The following is a 19,586-nucleotide window of genomic DNA, read 5'->3' as shown; positions in this document are numbered from 1 at the left end:
TTCGTTACCGCGGCGGACCACAGCGCTCGATCGCGTCCAGCAGGATCGCGCAGGCGAGCTCGATCTCCTCCGTGGTCACGGTCAGCGGCGGCATCAGACGGATCACGCTGTCGTCGCGGCCGCCGAGTTCGACGATCAGACCGTGCTGCAACGCGTGTGCCTGCACGGCGCGGGCGTATCCGCCCGCCGGGCGGCCATCGCGCGGATCGGCCAGTTCGATCCCCCACATCAGGCCGAGGCCGCGCACCTCGCGGACCCAGACGTCGTCGTGCAGGGTGCCGAGCCGTTCCGCGAGCTGCCGCCCGCGTTGCCGGACGTTGCCCAGCACGTCGTCACGCCGGACGATGCGGACCGCCGCCGCACCGGCGGCGAACGCGGCCTGGTTGCCTCGGAACGTGCCGGTGTGCGCCCCTGGTGCCCAGCCGTCCAGCCGCCGGTCGTAGAAGATCACCGCCACCGGGAGTCCCATCCCGCTCAAGGCCTTCGAGGCGACGATCACGTCGGGCTCGATGTCGTAGTGCTCGAACGCGAACCACGTCCCGGTGCGGCCGCAACCGGTCTGCACCTCGTCGACGACGAGCGGGATGTCCAGCTCCGCGGTCAGTGCACGGACGCGTCGCACGAAGTCGCGGTCCGCCGGGATGATCCCGCCTTCACCCTGCACCATTTCCAGGATCACCGCGGCGGGAAGCGGAATGCCGCCGTTCGGATCCCGCAGCGACCGTTCCAACAGGCCGACGCAGTTGGTCGCGCAGGTGTCCGGTGAAAGCCCCACGGGGCACCGAGCGCAGTAGGAGTACGGGAAGAAGTGCACGCCGGGCACGCCGTTGGCGATCGGGCGTTTCTGGGCGACGAGCCCAGTCAACGCCATCGCGGCGTGGCTCGAGCCGTGGAACCCGCCCTGGAAGGACACCAGGTCACCGCGCCCGGTCGCGGTCTTGCACAGTTTGATCGCGGCGTCCACGGCGTTGGCGCCGCCGGGGCCGCAGAAGTGCACCCGCATCCGCGAGCGCAGGTCCGGCGGCAGCATGGACAGCTGGGCGTCGACGAACTCGCGTTTCGCCGGGGTCGGGAAGTCCAGGCCGTGGGTGAGCACGTGCATCTGTTCGGTGGCCGCGTGCACCAGTTCGGGATGGTTGTGGCCGAGGGAGAGCACACCCGCGCCCGCCAGGAAGTCGAGGAAGACGTTCCCGTCCATGTCGCGCAGGTAGCTGCCCGCGCCGCCCGCGATCGCGATCGGCAGATGCCGTGGGTACGCCCGCGCGCTGGATTCCCACTGTCGCTGGTGTTCGAGGAACTCGGCCGAGCGAGGGCCGGGCAGCGCGCCCTCAACACGAGGCGCCGTTCGAGCCGTCGGGGTGTGGGTCATGGCAGCCTCCTTGCCGCGGTGATCTCTTCCGCCGTGTCGAGTTCGACAGCCGGATTGGCGTGCCAGCGGGTCCGAGCGGGGGCCGTGGTGCCCTTCATCAGGAAGGCGTCCGCTTCGGCGATCGCCCCGTCCGCCATCGTCACTCCATAGTGGACGAAGGAGCCGGTGCTGAGGGTGCACCCCGCACCGATGTCGATGTAGTCGGATTTGAACGTGCCGTCCTCGAGCGAATGTCCTTGCACGACGGTGTGCAGGTTGAGCACACAGTCGTCGCCGATGTGCACCAACGACCGTTCCGGGATCGCGCAGCCATCGTCGAAGACGCGGCGCCCGATCCGGACACCGAGACGACGCAGCAGGAAGGGTTTGAACGCCGTCCCGTCGAACAGCGCGAGATAGCGCGCGGGACTCAGCTTCCAGAACCGCTCGTGCCGCCAGAAGATCGGATCGTAGATCGAGCAGAACCTCGGCCGTAGCGCCCGAAATCCCTGTACGGCGAGTTCCGCGAGCATGAGGAACACGACCGAGAACATCAGCGTCGCCACGATGCCGCCGCCGACCGCGAGCGGACCGACCCGCTCGTGCAGGGCACCGGCCGCCGTGCCGATCAGCAGGATTCCCAGCAGGTGCAGCCAGTGCACGAGCAGGTAGACGGCGATGGTGGCGGTGTTGTGGCGGTTCTTCGCCCGCAGCCCCCGGCGCAGCGCGTCTCCGGTGCCGAGGTGCTCGAATCCGGTGTCGCGGCGGACGCTCCGGGGGATCTCGAACGCGGGCGACCCCAGCAGGCCGACGTTCTCCTTGACCGGCCCGTCCAGCGGAACGAGGACCTTGGTGGCCAGCAGGCAGTTCCGGCCGACCCTGGCGTCCGGCGGAAAGGCGATCTCGTTGCCCAGGAACGCCTCCGGCGCGATGGACGTCTCGCGCAGGCGGAACGAGGACGCGGAGAAGTCGGCGTTGAGCATCGAGAGGCCGTCCGAGACCATCGTCCCGGTGCCGACCGTGCTGAGGAACGGCGTCTCGTGCTTGACCTCGACCCCGAAGTTGGATCCGGTCTGCCGCACCTTCGACAGGTCGTACCCCAGCGCGCGGAGGTAGTACACGATATAGCTGCTGTCCCCGAACAGATACGTGTACGCACGCATGTTGGTAAGCCGCGCGATCAACCGCTGGACGGCGAAATGCCTGCCGTAGAGCGGATAGACGCGGTCCGGCCGGAGGAACCGGCCGAGCAGGCGCGGGATCGTGAGGACGACCGCGAGCCCGGCGAGCAACGTCCCGAAGTACAGCAGCGCCGAGTCGATGATCCGGCCTCGATAGAAGGCCCAGCTCGTGAAGTCCGTCGTCGTGGTGAGCCAGCGGTCGACGAAGACGTCCGCTCCGCCCAACGTCACGGGCAGCGTCACGGAAAGCAGGAGCAGGAGGCTGGACGCGCAGAAGACGATCGGCCTGAGCCTGCCGCGCGGGACCGTTCCCAGCGCTCGGTAGTCCACAGTGGATGGACGAGCGGGTGATCCGTGCCAGCTCTCGCCATCGGGGACGGACTGTCCGGCGTTCAACGACGACGAGTGGCCGAGCTGCGCGTCGTGGCCGAGTGCCGTGCCGATGTCGAGCACGGTCATTTCGCCGACGAAGGCGTTGTCCCCCAGCGTGACCCGACCGGTCTGGATTCGCCCCGCCCTCGCGCGGTAGCACGAGAAGTACGCGTCCTTCCGGATGACCGCCCCGGCGCCGGCCCGGAACAGATCGGTGCAGACCGGCGGGTTCCGCGAGAGGATCACGGCGCCCTTGCCGATGTCCGCGCCGAGCGCCCGCAGGTACCACGAGTACAGCGGCGTACCGATGAACAGCATCAGCGGACTGAACCTGATCAACGTCCTGACCGTCCAGAAGCGCAGGTAGCCGACGCTCCACAGCGGGATCTCCCCCGGCTTCCACCGGCCGACGATCGCCCACTTCGCCAGGATCGGCACCACCGACAGGATGACGAAGACGACGAGCCCCAGCCCTGCTGCGCGTGCGTAGCCCTCGGCGAACCCCGTCGCGGCGGAGATCCAGGCGAATCCCGTGTCCAGGATCCAGCCCGAACCAGCCGCATAGGTCAGGAAGGCCAAGAGCTGGAAAACGCCACAAAGGACATACGACACGGTCGACGCCCGGTGCGGCTCTTCGGCGCGAGCGGCCGTGACGTGGGCCGCGGCGGTGGCCGACTCGGCGAGACCGCGAACGGTCGGGTTGAGGTACACGTCTTTGGCCGATATCGGCGCGAGGTCTCCGCGCTCCCGGATCACGGCGCAGAACTTGGCCAGCAGCAAGGAGTCGGCCCCGTAGTCGTCGAAGAAATGCCCCGTCGCCGAGATCCGCTCGATCCCGAGGACGCCGCCCAAGGCGTCCGCCAGTTGGATTTCGGTCTCGGTGGCCGGCGCCACGTAGCCGACGTCGTTTCCCGCTCTCCGTGGACCGGTGGGCGCCGGGAGATGTTTGCGATCGGCCTTGCCCGCCGGGGTCAGCGGGATGTGATCGAGCTTTTCGAGATAGGCGGGCACCATGTAGCCCGGCAGCAGTTCCGCCAGACGACGACGGAGTTCTCCGGGATCGACGTCCGCCTGGTCGCGGCGCAGGCTGTAGTAGGCGACCAGCTCGATGGTGCCCGGCCCCGGTCGGTGGGTTTCGACCACCGCCTGGGCGATTCCGGGGATCTGCAGGAGGACCGATTCGATCTCGGTGAGCTCGACGCGGTAGCCCCGGATCTTCACCTGGGTATCGGCACGGCCGTGGTACTCGATCTCCCCGTCCGGGGTGATCCGGCCCAGGTCACCGGTGCGGTAGATGCGCCGGGACGGATTGTGCCCGATGCCGAGGAAATCCGGGATGAACGCGCGACCGGTCAGATCGGGCCGGTTGAGGTAGCCGCCGGCGAGCCCGATCCCGGCGATGCCGATCTCGCCGAGTTCGCCCGCGGCCAAGGCCCTCGGCTCGTCCGGGTCGAGGATGACGACCGAATAGGTGGGCAGGGGCACCCCGATGGTCACCGGCCGATCCGGCCGCAGCACCGACCACGTCGCGGTGACGGTGGCCTCTGTCGGGCCGTAGACGTTGAGGAACCGTCTGTCCGGGCGATACCAGCGGCGCACGAGGTCTTCGGGACACGCTTCACCGGACACCAGGAGGAACCTGAGCAGCGGCAGGTCCTCGTCGAGGCTGGCCAGCAGGGTCGGGACACAGCACAGCGCGGTGACCTTGTTCTCCCGCAGGAATTCGAGGAGGTCGTGGCCGACGAGGGCGGCGCCGCCGGGTTTCGGCACGAGCGTCGCGCCGCTCAGCAACGGCACCCAGATCTCCTCGACCGAGAAATCGAACGCGATCGTCATGCCCTGGTAGACCCGATCGGTGGCGTGGATGCCGTAGACCTCGGCGGCGACCTGGACGAAATTGCAGATCGAGGCGTGGTCGATCGTCACGCCCTTCGGCCGCCCGGTCGAGCCCGACGTGTAGACGACGTAACAGAGTTCGCCGGCCGGAGTGCCTTTCTCGGTCGCGGTGAGCCGCTCGCCCGGCTGCCCGGCGATGCGATCCGAGTCCTCGTCGAGACAGACGAGTTCGACGCTGCCCGGCTCGAACCGGTCCCGCAGGGCGGCGGTCGACACCACGAGCCGGACGCCGGCGTCCTGGACGATGTAGGCCAGGCGGTCGTCCGGAAACCCCGCGTCCAGTGGCACATACGCCGCATTGACCTTGAGCACCGCGAGCATCGCGACATAGGGGTGCACCGGTTCGCCGAACAGCAACCCGATCCGGTCGCCGGGCCGCACCCCGCGTGCTCGGAGGTGCCGGGCGAGCCGGTTGGCCTGCTGGTCCAAGCCGTCGAACGTGAGCTTCTCGCCCTCGGCGTCCACCGCGAGGCGATCGCCGTGGCCGTCGGCTCGCAGCCTGTCGCAGAGCCGCTCGTACAACTCTTCCAGCCGATCGCCGGCCCGCCACCGGACCCGCTGGTCGTGGCCGTCGCAGGTGAGGACCAGGCCATCGTCGGTGAATTGGCCGGACGGCAGTCCGTAGGGGCTCATGTCCTGTCCACCGCCAAGCCGTACGCGTCGTGCAGGGCGCGGACGGTCGTGTCCACGCCGTCGGCGGGGATCACGGCGGTGAGGCGCGACTGCGAGGTCGTCATCGCGGGCACCGTGACCCGGTGATCGGCGAGGACCCGCAGCATCTCGGGAACGAACCCGGGCGAATCGAGCAGCGCGGTGCCGATCACGGAAACCGAGCCGAAGTCGTCGCAGACCGTCGAACGTGCCTCCAGCTCCATCGCGAGCCGGGTGATCGGCAGGCCGAGCGGCTCCGTCCCTCGCACGGTGAACCGCAGCTCGCCGGGATCGGGCCAGCTCAGGTTGTCCGGCCGCACCCCACAACCCGCCAGTGTCGTGAGGACGTGCGCGTAATGGTCCGGGCCGGTGGCCGAAACCTCGACCCGGACCAGCCGCACGTCGCGTTCGTGCGCGATGCCGATGACGCTGGGAGTGCCTTCCAGCGACGGTTCTCCCGCTGTCACAACGGTCGACGGGCCGGGGTCCGACGCGTGCGTCACCCGCACCGCCACCCCGTGACGGCGCGCGAGCTCGACGGATCTGGGGTGCAGGACCCGGGCGTCGAGCCCGGCGAGCTCGACCATGGCGTCGTACGAGATCGTGCGGACCACCCGGGTGTCCCGCACTATCCGGGGATCGGCCGTGCGAACTCCGTGCACGTCGGTCCGGATCTCGCATTCGGAACCGCCGAGCGCGGCCGCGAGCGCCACCGCGGTGGTGTCGGAGCCGCCTCGGCCCAAGGTCAGCAGTTCGCCGTCGGCGTCCCGCCCCTGGAACCCGGCGACCACGATGACCCGCGCGTCACGCAGCCGGGCGAGGATCCTGCCGGGATCGACCCGCACGATGGTTCCCGCGCCCGGTTCGCCGGCGACCTCGATCCCCGCCTGGTCACCGGACAACGAGACGGCCTCGACTCCGCGCTCGGCCAGCGCCATGGCGAGCACCGACGCGGACACCTGTTCACCGGTCGCCATCAACTGGTCGAGCTCCCGGGGAGCGGGCGGTTCGGCGAACTCCCCGGCCAAGGCGATCAGCCGGTCGGTGCTGTCCCCCATGGCCGACACGACCAGGACCACCCGATCTCCGGTTTCGGCGATCGCGGCCACATCCGCGGCCACCTCGTTCACCATTTCCGGTGTGGCCAGCGACGAGCCACCGTATTTTCGTATGACCAGTCCTTCGCTTCGCGTCTTCGGCAAGGGCGGATCCGGGCTGAGGTCGAGTTTCGGGGAAGAATTCACCTTTTTCCTTAACAGGTCGCCACAGTGGCCGCATTCGCGACGGGGTATACGACAGAGTTCGGAAGTGCCTGCCGGACAAGGTGTCCTGGCGGAGATGACAGGCTTGGAAAGTAGTGCTGGCGGCTTTCCACGGGTACCTCCGTAAGTACGAAAGATCGTGCAGCCGTTTCTCGCAGGCCATAACCCGACGACAGTGCGCAAGGTTATGGCGGCAAACAGCCGAGTTCGATGGAATTAGGTCAGAAGAATGACGCATTCGCAGCGATTTCGAAATTCGCGAGAACGACGGCATGACAAAACGGAACGAATTTACCCGCTCGCCGGAAGTTACGAGATCCTTTTACCTGCCCGAAAAGCCCGATGTACATGTAGGCCCCCTGCCTTGCGATAGGCGCAAGGCAGGGGCCTACATGTACATCGGTTCGCTAACCGGACCGAAGACGGGCCGGTTCCGGGGTGCCCAACCGTCCATCGTGGACTTCGACGATCCGGTCGACCTCGGCGAGATGGGCGCGGTCATGCGTGACCAGCACGGTGGCGGTGGCCCGCTGGTGGGTCAGGCGGGTGATCAGGTCGATGACCGCGGCGCCGCGGTCGTGATCGAGGGCGCTCGTCGGCTCGTCGATCAGCAGCACGGTCGGCTCGTTCATGAGTGCGCGAGCGATGTTCACCCGTTGCCGCTGGCCGCCGGAAAGCTGGTGCGGGCGACGGCCGGCCTGCGGCCCGAGCCCGACGGCGTCGAGCAGGTCCATGGCAACGCCACGTGCCTCGGTCGCGGAGCGGCCGTCGATCCGGGCCATGACCTGGAGTTGTTCGGCGGCGGTGAGGGAGGGCAGCAGATTGGGTTGCTGGAAGACGATCCCGATCTTGCGGCGGCGCAGTCCGGTGAGTTCGCCGCGGGTCAGCCCGGTGGTCTCGGTGCCGTCGATGGTGACGGTCCCGTGGTCCGGGGTGATGAGCGTGGCGGCGACCGCGAGCAGGCTGGACTTGCCCGAGCCGGAAGGCCCGGCGACAGCGGTGATCGTGCCCGGCGGGACGTCCAGTGTGACGTCGTCGAGCGCTGTGAGGCGGGAGTCGCCGTCAGGATAGGTGAGGGTGACACCGGTCAGGTTCAGGCTCATCGGGCACTCCCCAATGCGGTCAACGGGTCGACGGAAGTGATGCGGCGGACGGAAAGCGCTGCCCCGAGTGCGCCGAGCAGGATGATCACCGCGGCCGGGACCAGCACGGTGGCCGGCGTCAGCAGGAAGGGCACCGCGGATCCGGCGACGACCGCGCCGAGGCCGACGGCCAGCCCGGTGCCGACGGCGGTGCCGCCGACCAGCAGGACGACAGCCTGGCCGAGCGCGTCCTTCAGCAGGAAGGGTGTGCTCGCCCCCAACGCCTTGAGGACGGCGATGTCGCCGCTGCGCTGGATCGTCCAGACGGTGAAGAAGGCGCCGATCACGAGTGCGGAGATGGCGAACAGGAAGCCTCGCATCAGTTGCAGCGAACCGTTTTCCGAGGTGTAGGAGCCGATCGCGGACAGCGAGTCGCTCTTCGAAACCGTCTTCGTGCCCGCGGCGAGATCAGTGGCCGCGAGATCGGCGCCGGCCGTGGTGGTCAGTGCGAGCACCGTCGCGCTCGGCACGCCTCCCGTGGGTGGCGCGGTCTTCGCCCAGACGTCGAGACCGGCCCACACCACGGGGGTGTGGCTGAACCAGGCATCCCCCGTCACGGCGGCGACCCTCAGTGGGCGCCCCGCCACGGTGACGGTGTCTCCGCTCCGGACGCCCAGCTCTTCGGCGGCGGACGTCGACAACACCACCGAGTCACCGGTGAAGTTCCCGCCGTCCGGGGCGAGTGCCGATCCGGGCCGGACGCCGAAGACGGTGATCCCGGCGCTGCGGCTCCCCGCACCGGCCTTGGTGGTGGCGATGCCCAGCGGCTCGGCACCGGTGACGCCCTGCGCTTCGGCCCATTGCCGCCGCTGCGTCTCGGTGATCGCCGAGTTGGCATAGGACAGGCTCTGCCCGTCACCAGGAGCGGTGAAGACGATCTTGTCGGCGGGCAGGCCGGTGATCCCGGAGATGTTCTGCTCACCCAGCCCCGCGGTGAGCCCGGACAACAGGCCGACCAGCAGGGTGATCAACACGACCACGGCCCCCATCAGGGCGAACCGCCCTTTGGCGAATCTCAGATCTCTCCAGGCGACGAACACGGTTCCGGTCTGTCCTCTCCGGCGGGTGGGCTGGTTACCTCTCCACGATCGCCGCCGCCGACCGCGACGGCATCTGGCCGGAGATGGCATTTCGCCCGCCGGAAGACGGCGCGCCGCTTCTACCTTTGGATAGAGGCGCCCGCCGGTCCCGCTCCGTAATCTGGACGCACTGTGACCACCTCGCCCCCTTTGACCCCGACCAGCCGGGTGCTGACCTGGTGTCTGCACCTGCTGCTCGTCGCCCTGCTCGCACTCGCGGCCGTCCGTGCGGTGGCGGACGGCTCGCCCGGCGCGGGAGCGGTCGTCGCGGCGGCGCTGACGTGCGCTGTCGTGTACGCGGCAGGCCCGCTCCTGCCGCGTGTCAGGACGTCTCGGCGGGCCGCACTGTGGTGGCTGATCGCGGTGGGCCTCGTGTGGCTGGTCCTGTTGGTGCTGACCGCGGACGGCGTCTGGGTCGCCTTCCCGCTGTACTTCCTGCAGTTGCATCTGCTGCCGCGCCGCCAAGGCCTGCTCGCGGTGATCGCGACCGCGCTGGCGGCGATCACCGCGTTCGCCGCCCACCAGGGCTCCTTCGTCCCGGCGGCGGCGATCGGCCCGGCGCTGGGCGCCGCCGTCGCGGTCGCCGTCGTCTGGGGATACCAGGCGCTGTACCGCGAAAGCGAACGCCGCCGGAACCTGATCGAGGAGCTCACCGCCACCCGCGCCGACCTCGCCGAAGCCCAGCATGCGGCAGGGGTGCTCGCCGAGCGTGAACGGCTGGCCCACGAGATCCACGACACCCTCGCCCAAGGGCTGTCGAGTATTCAACTTCTGTTGCGTGCCGCGGAAAGAACCCTGCCCGACACCGCGGGGAACGCAGCCCGCTACGTCGAGCAGGCTCGGCAAGCGGCCGCCGACAACCTGGCCGAAGCTCGCCGCTTCGTCGTCGCGCTGTCCCCGCCGGCGCTCGACGACACCACCCTCACCGACGCGCTGGAACGGCTGTGCGCCACCACCACCGCCCGGCACCGGATCGTCGCGCGTTTCCGGTTCACCGGTACTCCCGCTCCCCTGCCGACCGCATACGAGGTCGCCCTGCTGCGCATCGGCCAGGCCGCCCTGGCGAACACCGTCCGCCACGCCGGCGCGTCCACCGCCGACGTCACCTTGTGCTACCTCGACGGGCACGTCACCCTCGACGTCGTCGACGACGGTGTCGGCTTCGACCCGGAACACACCGGTTTCGGTCTGACCGCGATGCGCACCCGCGCCGAAGCCCTGGACGGGACCCTCGCCGTCGAGTCCTCCCCGGCCACGGCACCGAGCTGTCCGTGCGGCTGCCCGTCGAACTCAAGGAACGTCCGTGACCGAACCCCCGATCCGGCTCCTTCTCGCCGACGATCACCCGATCGTCCGGGCGGGCCTGCGTGCCTTGCTGGAAACCGAACCCGGACTCGTCGTCTCCGATGAAGCCGCGACCGCGGAGGAAGCGGTCACCCGAGCCGCGGAAGGCGACATCGACGTCGTGCTGATGGATCTGCGTTTCGGCCCCGGTATGACCGGCGCCGAAGCCACCGCGCTGATCACGGCGCGGCCGGACGCTCCGCGCGTGCTGATCGTCACCACCTACGACACCGACGCCGACACGCTGCCCGCCATCGAAGCGGGCGCCACCGGCTATCTCCTCAAGGACGCTCCTCCCGAGGAACTGGCGGCGGCGGTGCGCACGGCAGCCGCCGGACGCACCACCCTCGCCCCGACCGTCGCCGACCGGTTGATGCACCGGATGCGGATGCCCACCGCCGCGCTGACGCTGCGCGAGATCGAAGTCCTGGTCCTGGTCGCCGACGGCCTGTCCAACCGGGCCATCGCCGAACGGCTCCACCTGACCGAAGGCACCGTGAAATCCCACCTCGCCCGCAGCTACACCAAACTCGGCGTCGACTCGCGCACGGCCGCCGTCGCCACCGCGACCGATCTAGGCCTCATCCGCCGTTGACGCCCTCGTGAGTGTTCGGGACGGTTAGAACCGTCCCGAACACTCACGAGTCGATCAACCTGCGAGCACGCCGCTGACCTCGTTCGGCGTTCCTGGGATCGTGCCGGTGGCGGTCTTCGCGCCGGTGGCGAGGTCGACCGAGTGGATCTCCTTCTTGCCGGGATCGGTCACGTAGGCGGTCCCACCCCGGACGAAGATCGCCGGACGCGGCTGCTGCCACTCGATCGGCTCCTGCCAGGAACCGATCACGGCGATCTTCTTCGTCACCGCACCGCTCACCGAGTCGATCACGTGGATCTGGCCGTCGGTGCCCAGCACCAGCGCCTCGCCCTGCGGGCCGCGGGCCAGCGAGCGGAACGTGTAGCTGGTCCCGATGTCGACGTGCTTGAGCGTGGCCTTCTCGGTGTCGATGAGGGAAATCCGGGTCGGGCGTTCAAGCTCGGCAGCCTCATCGACCTTGTAGTCGCCCAAGGTGATCGGCGACGCGTCCGAACCCGCCTGATTGCCGATGCGCCCGTAGGCGTCCGGGCTGGTCACCTTGGTGATCACGCCGTTCCGGTAGATCAGCACGCCGGTCTGGCAGCCGACCACGATCGCCTCGCCGCGCGCGGCCGCTTCACCGTGCACGCCGGGGCATTGCTCGTTGCGCGCGATCTCCTTCTTGTCCTTGTCCAGCACCACGATCCCGGACCGCTTGTCCTCGTTCCCGACGGTGGTCACCAATTCGCCGTTCTCGAGTTCGACGGCGACGCCATGGTGCGCCTCCGGCGTCTTGTGCTTCGGCGCGGGGAGGGCGGCGGTGCCGATCGTCTTCGGGTCGAAGACGGTCACCTCGCCGGTCCCGTCGGCGAACAGCACCGTCTTGCCGGCGTGGCGGACGACGTGCCCCGGCTTGGCCGCCTTCACCTCGTTGTCCGTCAGCACGGCGCCGACGGCGTCGAGGACGCGGAACCCGGTGGAGGTCGAGACCATGAGGTGGCGGTCGTTCCCGGCCGGGTTGAGCCGGTTGAAGCCTTCCAGCGGGATGTTCTTCGCGACCTGCAGGGACTTCCCGTCGAGCAGGACGATTCCGCCGTCGTAGGTGACGGCCACCGGATTCGCGACGACCGGAGCCGGAGCCGCGTCCTTTCCGGGTTCCGCCGCCGGCTGTTCGGTCGCGCAGGCGGCGAGCGCGAGGGTGCTCGCCGTCGTCGCCATCAGCGCGAGATATCGGGTCTTCCGTGCCATTTCACTGTGCCTTTCGTCTGTTCCGATCAGGAACGGGTCAAACCGGTGGTGATCGATTCGGTGTTGGCGCGCATCATTTCCAGATAGGTGGCCGCGCCCTGGCCTGGTTCGCTGAGCGACTCGGAGAACAACGGGGCCACCTGGACGTGCAGCCCCGCCTGCTCGGCCAGTACCCGCGCGAGCCGGTCCGGCTGGGAGGAGTCCGCGAAGATCACCGGCACTCCCGCCGCGCGGACGGTGTCGGCGAGTGCCTTCAGATCCGAGGAACTGGGCGACGCGAGCGTCGTTCCGCCGGGGATCACCGCGCCGACGACCTCGAACCCGTACCGCTGGGCCAGGTAGCCGAACACGTGGTGATTCGTCACCAGCTTCCGGCGCTCACGAGGGATCCCGCCGAACTTCTCGGTCATCATGCGGTCGAGCGCTTCGATCTCCCCGCGATAGCGTTCGGCGTTGGCGCGGATGACCGCTTCGTCGACGCCGCCGACATGCGCGACGACCTCGTCCGCGATCGTCTTCACCGCGTCGCGCACCCGGGCCGGATCCGTCCAGAAATGCGGGTCCGGCTTGTTGTCGGCGTAACTGATCGGGTTCACCCGCTCCCCGGCGGGCAGGGCCGGTACACCGTTCTCCTCGGCCGTGCGGACGGTGCGCAGCATGCCTTCTTCGAGCCCGAGTCCGTTGTAGACGATCAGGCCCGCCCTCTCGACCTGCGCGGCCTGCTGGGCGGAGATACCGAAGGAATGCGGGTCGGCGTTCGGCTTCATCAACACGGTCACTTCGGCCTGATCGCCGACAATGGCGCGGGTGATGTCGCCGAGGATGTTCGTCGTGACGACGACCGACTTGCCGCCACCGCCGCTGCCGGAGCACCCCGCCACCGCCAGCAGCGCCACCACGAACAGGGCGAGTACCCGGCGCTTCATCGGCCGGTCTCCACGATGTGGCCCGCCTTGCCGCCGACCTTCAGGGTCCTGGCACGCCGGAGGTTGTCGTTGTAATCGATTTCGTACACCTCCGCGGACAGCGGGTTGTTGAGATAGGCGCGGGTGGAATCGATCTGGATCGAGGCGGCGCCGGCGGCGGTCGCCTCCGGGGTCAGGAGCGGGATCGACGTCTGTTCCTTTCCGGTGCCGTCGAAAGAGCGCAGCTTCCCGTCCCGGGTGAGGGCCAGCAGCGGTCCGCCCTCACCGACGGCGTTCACCGCGGCGACCGGACCGGTCTCGACGTGCTGCCAGCTGCGGCGCGCGACGTCCAGTGCCCATACGGCGGACTCGCCCGCCCTGGCGGCCAGGGTGGCTCCGCCCGGCCGATGGAAGAAGGCGGTGGCGCGTTCCTGCGCGGTGACACTGCGCGGATACGGGATCTTCACCCCGGCGAACGCACCGTCCTTTTCGGTCACCAGCAAGGCACCGTCCGCGCATCCGAAGACGACACCGCGCCGGGTCACCGCCTGGCCTCGCAGTTCCGGACACGGCTGGTCGATCTCGGCGACGGGCTTGCCCTGGCGGTCGTGGACGCGCACGCCGCGGGCGAGCGGTTTTCCGGCGTCCGCCACCGTGGCGATGATGTGCTCGCGGTAAGGGATAGCGGCTCCGGCATGCGGTTCGCGCGTGATCTTCCCCAGTTCGGCGACGGTCCCCTTGTCCAGGGCCGTCCGGTCGAGCAGTGTCGTTGTCCCGTCCGAAAAGGACAGTGTCGAGACGGTGGGATCGCTGTAAGCAGCCAAAAGCTGTTTGCCCGGCGCAACCCCGACATCACGGACCTTCGCCCGGTAGTAGTGGACGTGGTCACCGTGGTCGACCATCCAGGATCCGCTGTCGATCACCCGGATCGTCCCGTCGCCGGCGGTGAGGTAGCCGAAACGGCCATCGCCGGTCACGGCCCGCACACCGTCGACGCGGCCGACTTCGTGGACCTCCTCGGTGATGAGGTCCACGACCCGCACCGCACCCGTTTCCGAGTCGGCGACGATCAGCCGGGACTGCGCCTCGGCCGCCTCTTCCGCACCTTCGACGTAGCCATGCGGGACTTCCGCGGTCACCTCCTTCGGCTGCTCGCCACCGCACGCCGCCAAGGTCAGCGCCGCGACGACCGCCGTCACTGCTTTCAGTTTCATCGTGAGCACTCGATCTCCGGTGTCAGGGAACGGAATCGCTGTCGTACGAAGGACAGGAACGCGGAAAGGAAGAACAGGAGGACCGCGCCGGCGGCGATGGTCGCGCCCGCCGCGGTGCCCCAATACCAGGACACGAGCAGGCCGCCGACCGTCGCGGCGACGCCGAGCAGCGCCGCGACGAGCATGATCGTGGTGATCCGCCGAGACCAGAAGAGGGCCGCCGCGGCGGGGGCGATGAGCAGGCCGAACACGAGCAGGGTCCCCACGACGCGGAACGACGCGACGATCGTCAGCGTGACCAGCCCGAGCAGCACCGCGTTCGCGAGACGTGGCCGCAGCCCCAGGGTGTGCGCTTTGCGGACGTCGAAGGTGAGCGCGGTGAACGAGCGATGTCCCATCAGCGCGACCGCCCCCACGACGAGCAGGGTGATCGCGAGGCCCATCAGATCGCCGGATCCGACGGCGAGCACGTCACCGAACAGGAATCCGGTGAGATCGACGGCGAACGACCGCGAGTGGGACACGATGATCACGCCGGTCGCGAGCATGCCGACGAACAGCAATCCGATCGTGGTGTCCTCGGAAAGCCGTCGCGAACGCCCGAGTGCCGTCACGCCGAGCGCCATCACGCCGGCGCTGATCGCCGCACCGATCAGCAGGTTCACGCCGGTCAGCGAGGCGATCGCCACGCCGGGCAACATGCCGTGCGACATCGCGTCGCCGATGAACGCCATGCCGCGCAACACCACCCAGGTGCCCACGACCGCGCACACCGCCGAAACGAGCACGCCCGCCAGCAGCGCACGCTGCACGAACGACACCTCGAAGGGGATCAGCAACCATTCCACGCGTCACACTATAGTGGGAATGATTGTCATTATCTGAAAGAGGTGCGATGACCCCGGACACAACGGCGCTCACGATCGACCGCGCGCACGCCCATTACGGCTCCCGCGAAGTGCTGCGCGGGATCACCGCTCAGGTCCCGTCGTCGCGGGTCACCGCGGTCGCCGGAGCGAACGGCGCGGGCAAGTCGTCGCTGCTGAACCTCGTCGCGGGCGTGCTCCCGCCGACCACCGGCTCGGTGACCCGCCGGGATCCGGGTCGCGTCGCCTACGTGACCCAGCAGAGCGAGGTGTCGCGGTCGCTGCCGATCACCGTGCGCGCCACCGTCACGATGGGCCGCTGGGCACACCGGGGTCCTTGGCGGCGCCTGTCCAAGGCCGACCGCAAGATCGTCGGGGAATGCCTTGAACTGCTGGAGATCACCTCGATCGCCGACCGGTTGATCGGTACGCTGTCCGGCGGACAGCGGCAACGAGCGCTGGTCGCCCAGGGGCTCGCCCAGCGAGCGGGGCTACTGCTGCTCGACGAGCCGTCGGCCGGTCTCGACCTGCACGCCCGCCGTTTGATCGACGACGCACTGCGCGCCGCGCTCGCCGAGGGCACGACGGTTCTGCGGGTCACGCACGACCTCGAAGTGGCGGGCCGGGCCGATCACTGCCTGCTGCTGCAGGACGGCCGTCTTGTCGGCGAAGGCGCGCCCGCTTCGGTGCTGACTCCGGAGCGCGTGGCTGAAGCCTGGGGGCTTCCGGCCCGGCTTTGAGACCCCGGGGCGACCAGACGCGGGGCCGTCTCATCTCTCATGGCGCATTCCAGGAGCACTCGTCTCCGCAGGTCAGGGATCCTGTGTCATCCCGCTGTCCCATCTCCGCCCGGAACGGTTGCCCGGCCGCTCGAGGGCCGACAAGGCTTGGTCCACCGCGGAAGGTCGAGGTCGGATCAAGGGGGAAGCACGTGTCTTTCGAAGTCGATACGGATTCATTGCGGAAGTTCTCGGGCTTTCTCGAGGACTTCGGCCGGGACGCGTGGTCGCTGGAGTTGTCGATGAACTCTCTCGACATGACGGACCACGGTGAGGGCCTGCTCTTCGGGCTGTCGGGCTATCACGCCGATGTCGTGGAGAGCATGACCCGCCGGGTGAGTCTGCTGTCCATGATCGGAGACGAAGCCGGTACCGAAATCGAGTTCGCCGCGGACAGCTACGACAAAGAGGACCAGGAAGACGCGGCCCGGCTGGACAAGGGGTACCAGGGCGACTCCGGGGACGGAACGTTCATGTTCAAGGACCCTCCGTCGAAGACCAGTTTCGACTACAAGGAGGCCTCGGAAGGCCTGGATGTCGCGAAAGAGGACGTCGACGGACTGGAGCCGAAAGCCGGTTGGCTGGAAAACGGCTTGCGATTCGTTTCGGATCGGGGCAGCTACATGTATTACGCCCGGGAACTGCTGTCCGGCATCTGCTCGTCCGTCGGGTTGTTCGAAGAGACCAACGGTGATCCCGTCTCGTTTCTCGTCCAGACGCTGAGCGGTGACTGGCGGGCGTGGGCGGAGTGCGCTCTGCAGTGGCGAGGATGCTCGTGGGTGATCCACAAGATGGCCGGCCAGTTCGACTCGGCTCTCGCCAAACTTCAGGAGGACTGGCAGGGCAACGCCGCCGATGCCGCACTCGAGTACTTCTCGAAGCTGAAGGAAGCGATGGACGTGGAAGCCGAGACGTTCAAGCATCTGTATGAGTCGTACAAGCTGTGCGCCGAACTGGCCTATGAAGTCCAAACGTATGTGAGCGACTTCGTGAACACGATTCTCGATTTGGCGATCGACTTCATCGTGATCTGCATGACCGGCGGAATGGCCGCTCCGGCGGCTTTGGTCAGGGATCTTGTCGGAGCCGTTCTCACGCTGGGCATCGTCATCATACAAACGGTGAAGATGGCGGAAACGATCATCCAGGCGATGAGTATGGACGATGCCCCGAAGTGCGAGTTGCGGAAACTCCCCGGTGCAGGGAAGAGTCGACTGTACGACCACCCTGCCGAGGCCGTGTGAGCCGAATGTGCAGGAGGCGATGACAGTGCCGGACGAGATGATCACCAAGCAGCCACTCCCGACAGCGCAACTTGAGAAGGTCCATGCCCTCACCCTCCACGCCGCGGCGAAGAGCGGGAACCCGGTTCTCGCCGAGATCGCCAGGGAAGTGCGTGCCGGCCGGCTGACCCTGCGGGAGGCGGCGGCCAGTTCCGCGTACCACGACACGTTCGCCGAGGGTGCGGGCAAAGCCTTGGGGGCGCTGCGTGAGCTGGGCCCGGTCGAGGGCGGCGACGACGTGCGTACCGTGGAACAGCGCCTCGACGACCTGGTCGAAGGGCTGTCCGAGTGGGAACGTCAGATCGTCGAGCAGACGGAGCCTGCCGACACCGCGGTCGGGGACGCCGAGACCACCGACGATACGTACTTCGACGACACGTCCATCATGATCGACCGGCCTGAGGTGGACCGGAGCGGTGCGCCGCAACGGGCGCGCTGGAACCGCCGCTGGTCGTGACGCGCGAAAGCCACCGCACCGTGACATCCAGCGCTTCCTCCGCCGAGTCTCCGAACCCGTGCCCCGCACCGGCGAGCGAGTGCCAGCTCGTATCCGGCCGCGCGAGGGCGGCCTCCTGCGCGATCGCATGGGATACGTGCTCGTCCTCCGAACCGTGGACGACGAGCCCGGGTATCGCGGACGAAAGGAAAGCGCCGCGCGGATCCAGGTGGGCGAACTCGTCGAACAGCGCGGCCCCCAGCTGAAACCGGCCTTCGATATCCAGAAACCCCTTGTGCGTCAACGAAGTCCGATCCGAGTACAGGGCGAGCCCTCGGGGCAGCTCCGGTTCCAGGAACGTCCGCCGCAAGTCGAGCACCGGCTGCCAGAGCACGACCCGCCGCACGGGGAGCGACGCCAGCGACAGGGTCGCGCTCACCGCGCCGAAGCTCGATGCCACCACCGACACGGGCCCGTCCACCGAGCCCACCGCGGCACGCAGGTCCAGCAGTTCGCCCGCGATGGTCATGTCCCTCGGCCGCCCATCACTGCGGCCGTGCCCGCGAAAGGAGAACCGCAGCACGGTGAAACCCGCGGCGGTGAGCCTCGGCGCGAGCGCGCTGAACAGGCCGTTCTCGTCGAGATCCGCGGTGATGCCGTGGACGAGCACCACCGTCTCCGGGCCGCCCCGGTGCCGGACGCTGTCGAGCCGGAGCCCGTCGGACGTCGTGATCACAGGTACAGCACCGCGGTGAGCACCATGCCGCCCAGACCGACCAGCCAGGTGTACGGCAGCGTCGAGACCATCGCCCGTTCCGGGCGCACCCCGGCGTACTGGGACGCCCACACGGTCTGCGTGCTGGTCGGGTCGGAGACGCTGAACACCTGGTTGTAGGACGCCATCAGCCCGACGACGGCGGGAAGCGGGTAGATGCCACCGGTGACCAGCACGCCCGCGACACCGGCTCCGAGGCCGAACACGTTCAGCGGGCCGCGGAACAGGCACAACGGGACCAGCGCGGCGAAGACCACGACGAACCACACCGCACCGGCCGGGCTGATGGACGCCACGATCGGCGTCAGCGCGCCCTTCGCGCCGGGGAGTTTCACCGCGGCCAGCAGCATCCCGATCGCCACGAACAGCACGATCGGCGGCGCCGCGACGTCGAACGCCTTGTACAACGAACGCAGGCCACGTCCGCTGAGCTCACCCCATTTCGTCGTCGTCACGAGCGCGTAGACCACACCGGCCAGCAGGGACGGCACGATCGGCACCGCGAAGCCGAGCGCGAGGACGATCGGCAGCAACGGCGAAAGCAGCGCGTACCAAGGGGCGTCTCCACGACGGACGCGCGCCTTCGGCCGAGCCAGTTTCACCGCCCACGTGTGCCGGGCACCGCGCCGCGTCTGGACGAGGACGTAGGCGATGCCCACGACGAGCGCCATCGGGAACAGTTTGATCATGATCGACTTGACGTCGGAAACCGGCGCGCCCAGCGCGTCGGACAGGAACTGCCACACGGCCAGTTCCAGCGGCGAGCCCGCCGAGATGCCCATCAGCACGGTACCGCCCGCCGCGACGGGACTGACGCCGACCGCGATCATCGCCGGGATGCCGACCACACCGGCGAGCATGGCGGCCGGGGCCGAGCCGGTGATGCTGCCGCACAGGATCGACACGCCGAACACGCCGAGCGCGACGACCGACGGCCGCTCCCCGCCGAACTCGACGATCTTGCGCACGAGGGTGCCGGCGATGCCGGTCTCGTCCATGAGGGTGCCGAGCCACGAGCCGAGCAGGACGGCGATCATCGTGGACGCGAGCGTCGCGGAGCCGGTCTGGAGCACTCCGGTCAGGATGCTGTCCTTCGCACCCGTCAGGGGTGCTCCGGCGAGTACGGCGATGCCGAGTGCGAGCAGCACGAGGGCGAACGCCGTGGGCAGCACACGGGTGAGCATCAGCACCACACCCACCGCCATCAGGACGAGAATCGCGATTCCCATGG

Annotated in this window: 15 protein-coding genes and 1 pseudogene; 5 read left to right on the top strand and 11 right to left on the bottom strand. The window is 68.6% G+C overall.

Going from position 1 to position 19,586, the window contains the following annotated elements:
- Nucleotides 1–4: 4 nt before the first annotated feature.
- The 5 genes from MJQ72_RS08020 to MJQ72_RS08000 form a co-directional block, all read right to left on the bottom strand.
- The gene (locus tag MJQ72_RS08020) at nucleotides 5–1,369 is read right to left on the bottom strand and encodes an aspartate aminotransferase family protein (RefSeq protein ID WP_240598492.1); all 1,365 of its coding nucleotides are present in this window, start codon (nucleotides 1,367–1,369) and stop codon (nucleotides 5–7) included.
- Nucleotides 1,366–5,430 carry a Pls/PosA family non-ribosomal peptide synthetase gene (locus MJQ72_RS08015; RefSeq protein WP_240598491.1) on the bottom strand — a complete coding sequence of 1,355 codons (4,065 nt, stop codon included), beginning with the start codon at nucleotides 5,428–5,430 and terminating at the stop codon, nucleotides 1,366–1,368. The genes MJQ72_RS08020 and MJQ72_RS08015 overlap by 4 nt, the downstream gene beginning before the upstream one ends.
- Nucleotides 5,427–6,692: an aspartate kinase gene (locus MJQ72_RS08010; protein ID WP_240598490.1), complete on the bottom strand. Its 1,266-nt coding sequence runs from the start codon at nucleotides 6,690–6,692 to the stop codon at nucleotides 5,427–5,429. The genes MJQ72_RS08015 and MJQ72_RS08010 overlap by 4 nt, the downstream gene beginning before the upstream one ends.
- Nucleotides 6,693–7,117: 425 nt before the next feature.
- Entirely contained in the window at nucleotides 7,118–7,813 is a 696-nt protein-coding gene (locus MJQ72_RS08005; protein ID WP_240598489.1) for an ABC transporter ATP-binding protein, read from the bottom strand.
- A complete protein-coding gene (locus tag MJQ72_RS08000) occupies nucleotides 7,810–8,892 on the bottom strand; it encodes an ABC transporter permease (RefSeq protein ID WP_240598488.1) in 1,083 nt (360 codons plus the stop codon). Before MJQ72_RS08000 ends, MJQ72_RS08005 begins: the two co-directional genes overlap by 4 nt.
- 171 nt (nucleotides 8,893–9,063) lie before the next feature.
- Here MJQ72_RS08000 and MJQ72_RS07995 point away from each other — a divergent pair.
- Both MJQ72_RS07995 and MJQ72_RS07990 read left to right on the top strand, forming a co-directional pair.
- A pseudogene (locus tag MJQ72_RS07995) lies at nucleotides 9,064–10,238 on the top strand (sensor histidine kinase).
- Complete coding sequence (locus tag MJQ72_RS07990) at nucleotides 10,235–10,870, top strand: response regulator transcription factor (protein ID WP_240598486.1); 636 nt, start codon at nucleotides 10,235–10,237, stop codon at nucleotides 10,868–10,870. The pseudogene MJQ72_RS07995 and the gene MJQ72_RS07990 overlap by 4 nt, the downstream one beginning before the upstream one ends.
- A gap of 54 nt (nucleotides 10,871–10,924) precedes the next feature.
- Here the strand turns inward: MJQ72_RS07990 and aztD are convergent, their stop codons facing one another.
- The 4 genes from aztD to aztB are packed head-to-tail and all read right to left on the bottom strand — an operon-like array spanning nucleotide 10,925 to nucleotide 15,064.
- Entirely contained in the window at nucleotides 10,925–12,097 is a 1,173-nt protein-coding gene (aztD, locus tag MJQ72_RS07985; protein ID WP_240598485.1) for a zinc metallochaperone AztD, read from the bottom strand.
- A gap of 26 nt (nucleotides 12,098–12,123) precedes the next feature.
- Complete coding sequence (gene aztC, locus MJQ72_RS07980) at nucleotides 12,124–13,023, bottom strand: zinc ABC transporter substrate-binding protein AztC (RefSeq protein ID WP_240598484.1); 900 nt, start codon at nucleotides 13,021–13,023, stop codon at nucleotides 12,124–12,126.
- A complete protein-coding gene (locus MJQ72_RS07975) occupies nucleotides 13,020–14,216 on the bottom strand; it encodes a hypothetical protein (RefSeq protein WP_240598483.1) in 1,197 nt (398 codons plus the stop codon). The genes aztC and MJQ72_RS07975 overlap by 4 nt, the downstream gene beginning before the upstream one ends.
- Complete coding sequence (gene aztB, locus MJQ72_RS07970; RefSeq protein ID WP_240598482.1) at nucleotides 14,213–15,064, bottom strand: zinc ABC transporter permease AztB; 852 nt, start codon at nucleotides 15,062–15,064, stop codon at nucleotides 14,213–14,215. The genes MJQ72_RS07975 and aztB overlap by 4 nt, the downstream gene beginning before the upstream one ends.
- A gap of 47 nt (nucleotides 15,065–15,111) precedes the next feature.
- On the opposite strand from aztB, the gene aztA reads away from it, so the two are divergent.
- The 3 genes from aztA (at nucleotide 15,112) to MJQ72_RS07955 (ending at nucleotide 17,601) form a co-directional block, all read left to right on the top strand.
- Nucleotides 15,112–15,822, top strand: coding sequence for a zinc ABC transporter ATP-binding protein AztA (gene aztA / locus MJQ72_RS07965; RefSeq protein WP_240598481.1), 711 nt, complete (start codon nucleotides 15,112–15,114; stop codon nucleotides 15,820–15,822).
- Between the two features lie 191 nt (nucleotides 15,823–16,013).
- The gene (locus MJQ72_RS07960; protein WP_240598480.1) at nucleotides 16,014–17,105 is read left to right on the top strand and encodes a WXG100 family type VII secretion target; all 1,092 of its coding nucleotides are present in this window, start codon (nucleotides 16,014–16,016) and stop codon (nucleotides 17,103–17,105) included.
- 19 nt (nucleotides 17,106–17,124) lie between these two features.
- Nucleotides 17,125–17,601, top strand: a complete 477-nt coding sequence (locus MJQ72_RS07955; protein WP_240598479.1) for a hypothetical protein — start codon at nucleotides 17,125–17,127, stop codon at nucleotides 17,599–17,601.
- Here the strand turns inward: MJQ72_RS07955 and MJQ72_RS07950 are convergent.
- Nucleotides 17,528–18,316: an alpha/beta fold hydrolase gene (locus MJQ72_RS07950; RefSeq protein ID WP_240598478.1), complete on the bottom strand. Its 789-nt coding sequence runs from the start codon at nucleotides 18,314–18,316 to the stop codon at nucleotides 17,528–17,530. The genes MJQ72_RS07955 and MJQ72_RS07950 overlap by 74 nt on opposite strands.
- Nucleotides 18,313–19,584, bottom strand: coding sequence for a transporter (locus MJQ72_RS07945; protein ID WP_240598477.1), 1,272 nt, complete (start codon nucleotides 19,582–19,584; stop codon nucleotides 18,313–18,315). The genes MJQ72_RS07950 and MJQ72_RS07945 overlap by 4 nt, the downstream gene beginning before the upstream one ends.
- Between the last annotated feature and the right edge of the window lie 2 nt (nucleotides 19,585–19,586).

Source organism: Amycolatopsis sp. EV170708-02-1 (assembly GCF_022479115.1).
Classification (GTDB): Bacteria; Actinomycetota; Actinomycetes; order Mycobacteriales; family Pseudonocardiaceae; genus Amycolatopsis.
The sequence above is the reverse complement of the archived record's forward strand: the minus strand, read 5'-3'. Positions and strand labels throughout refer to the sequence as shown.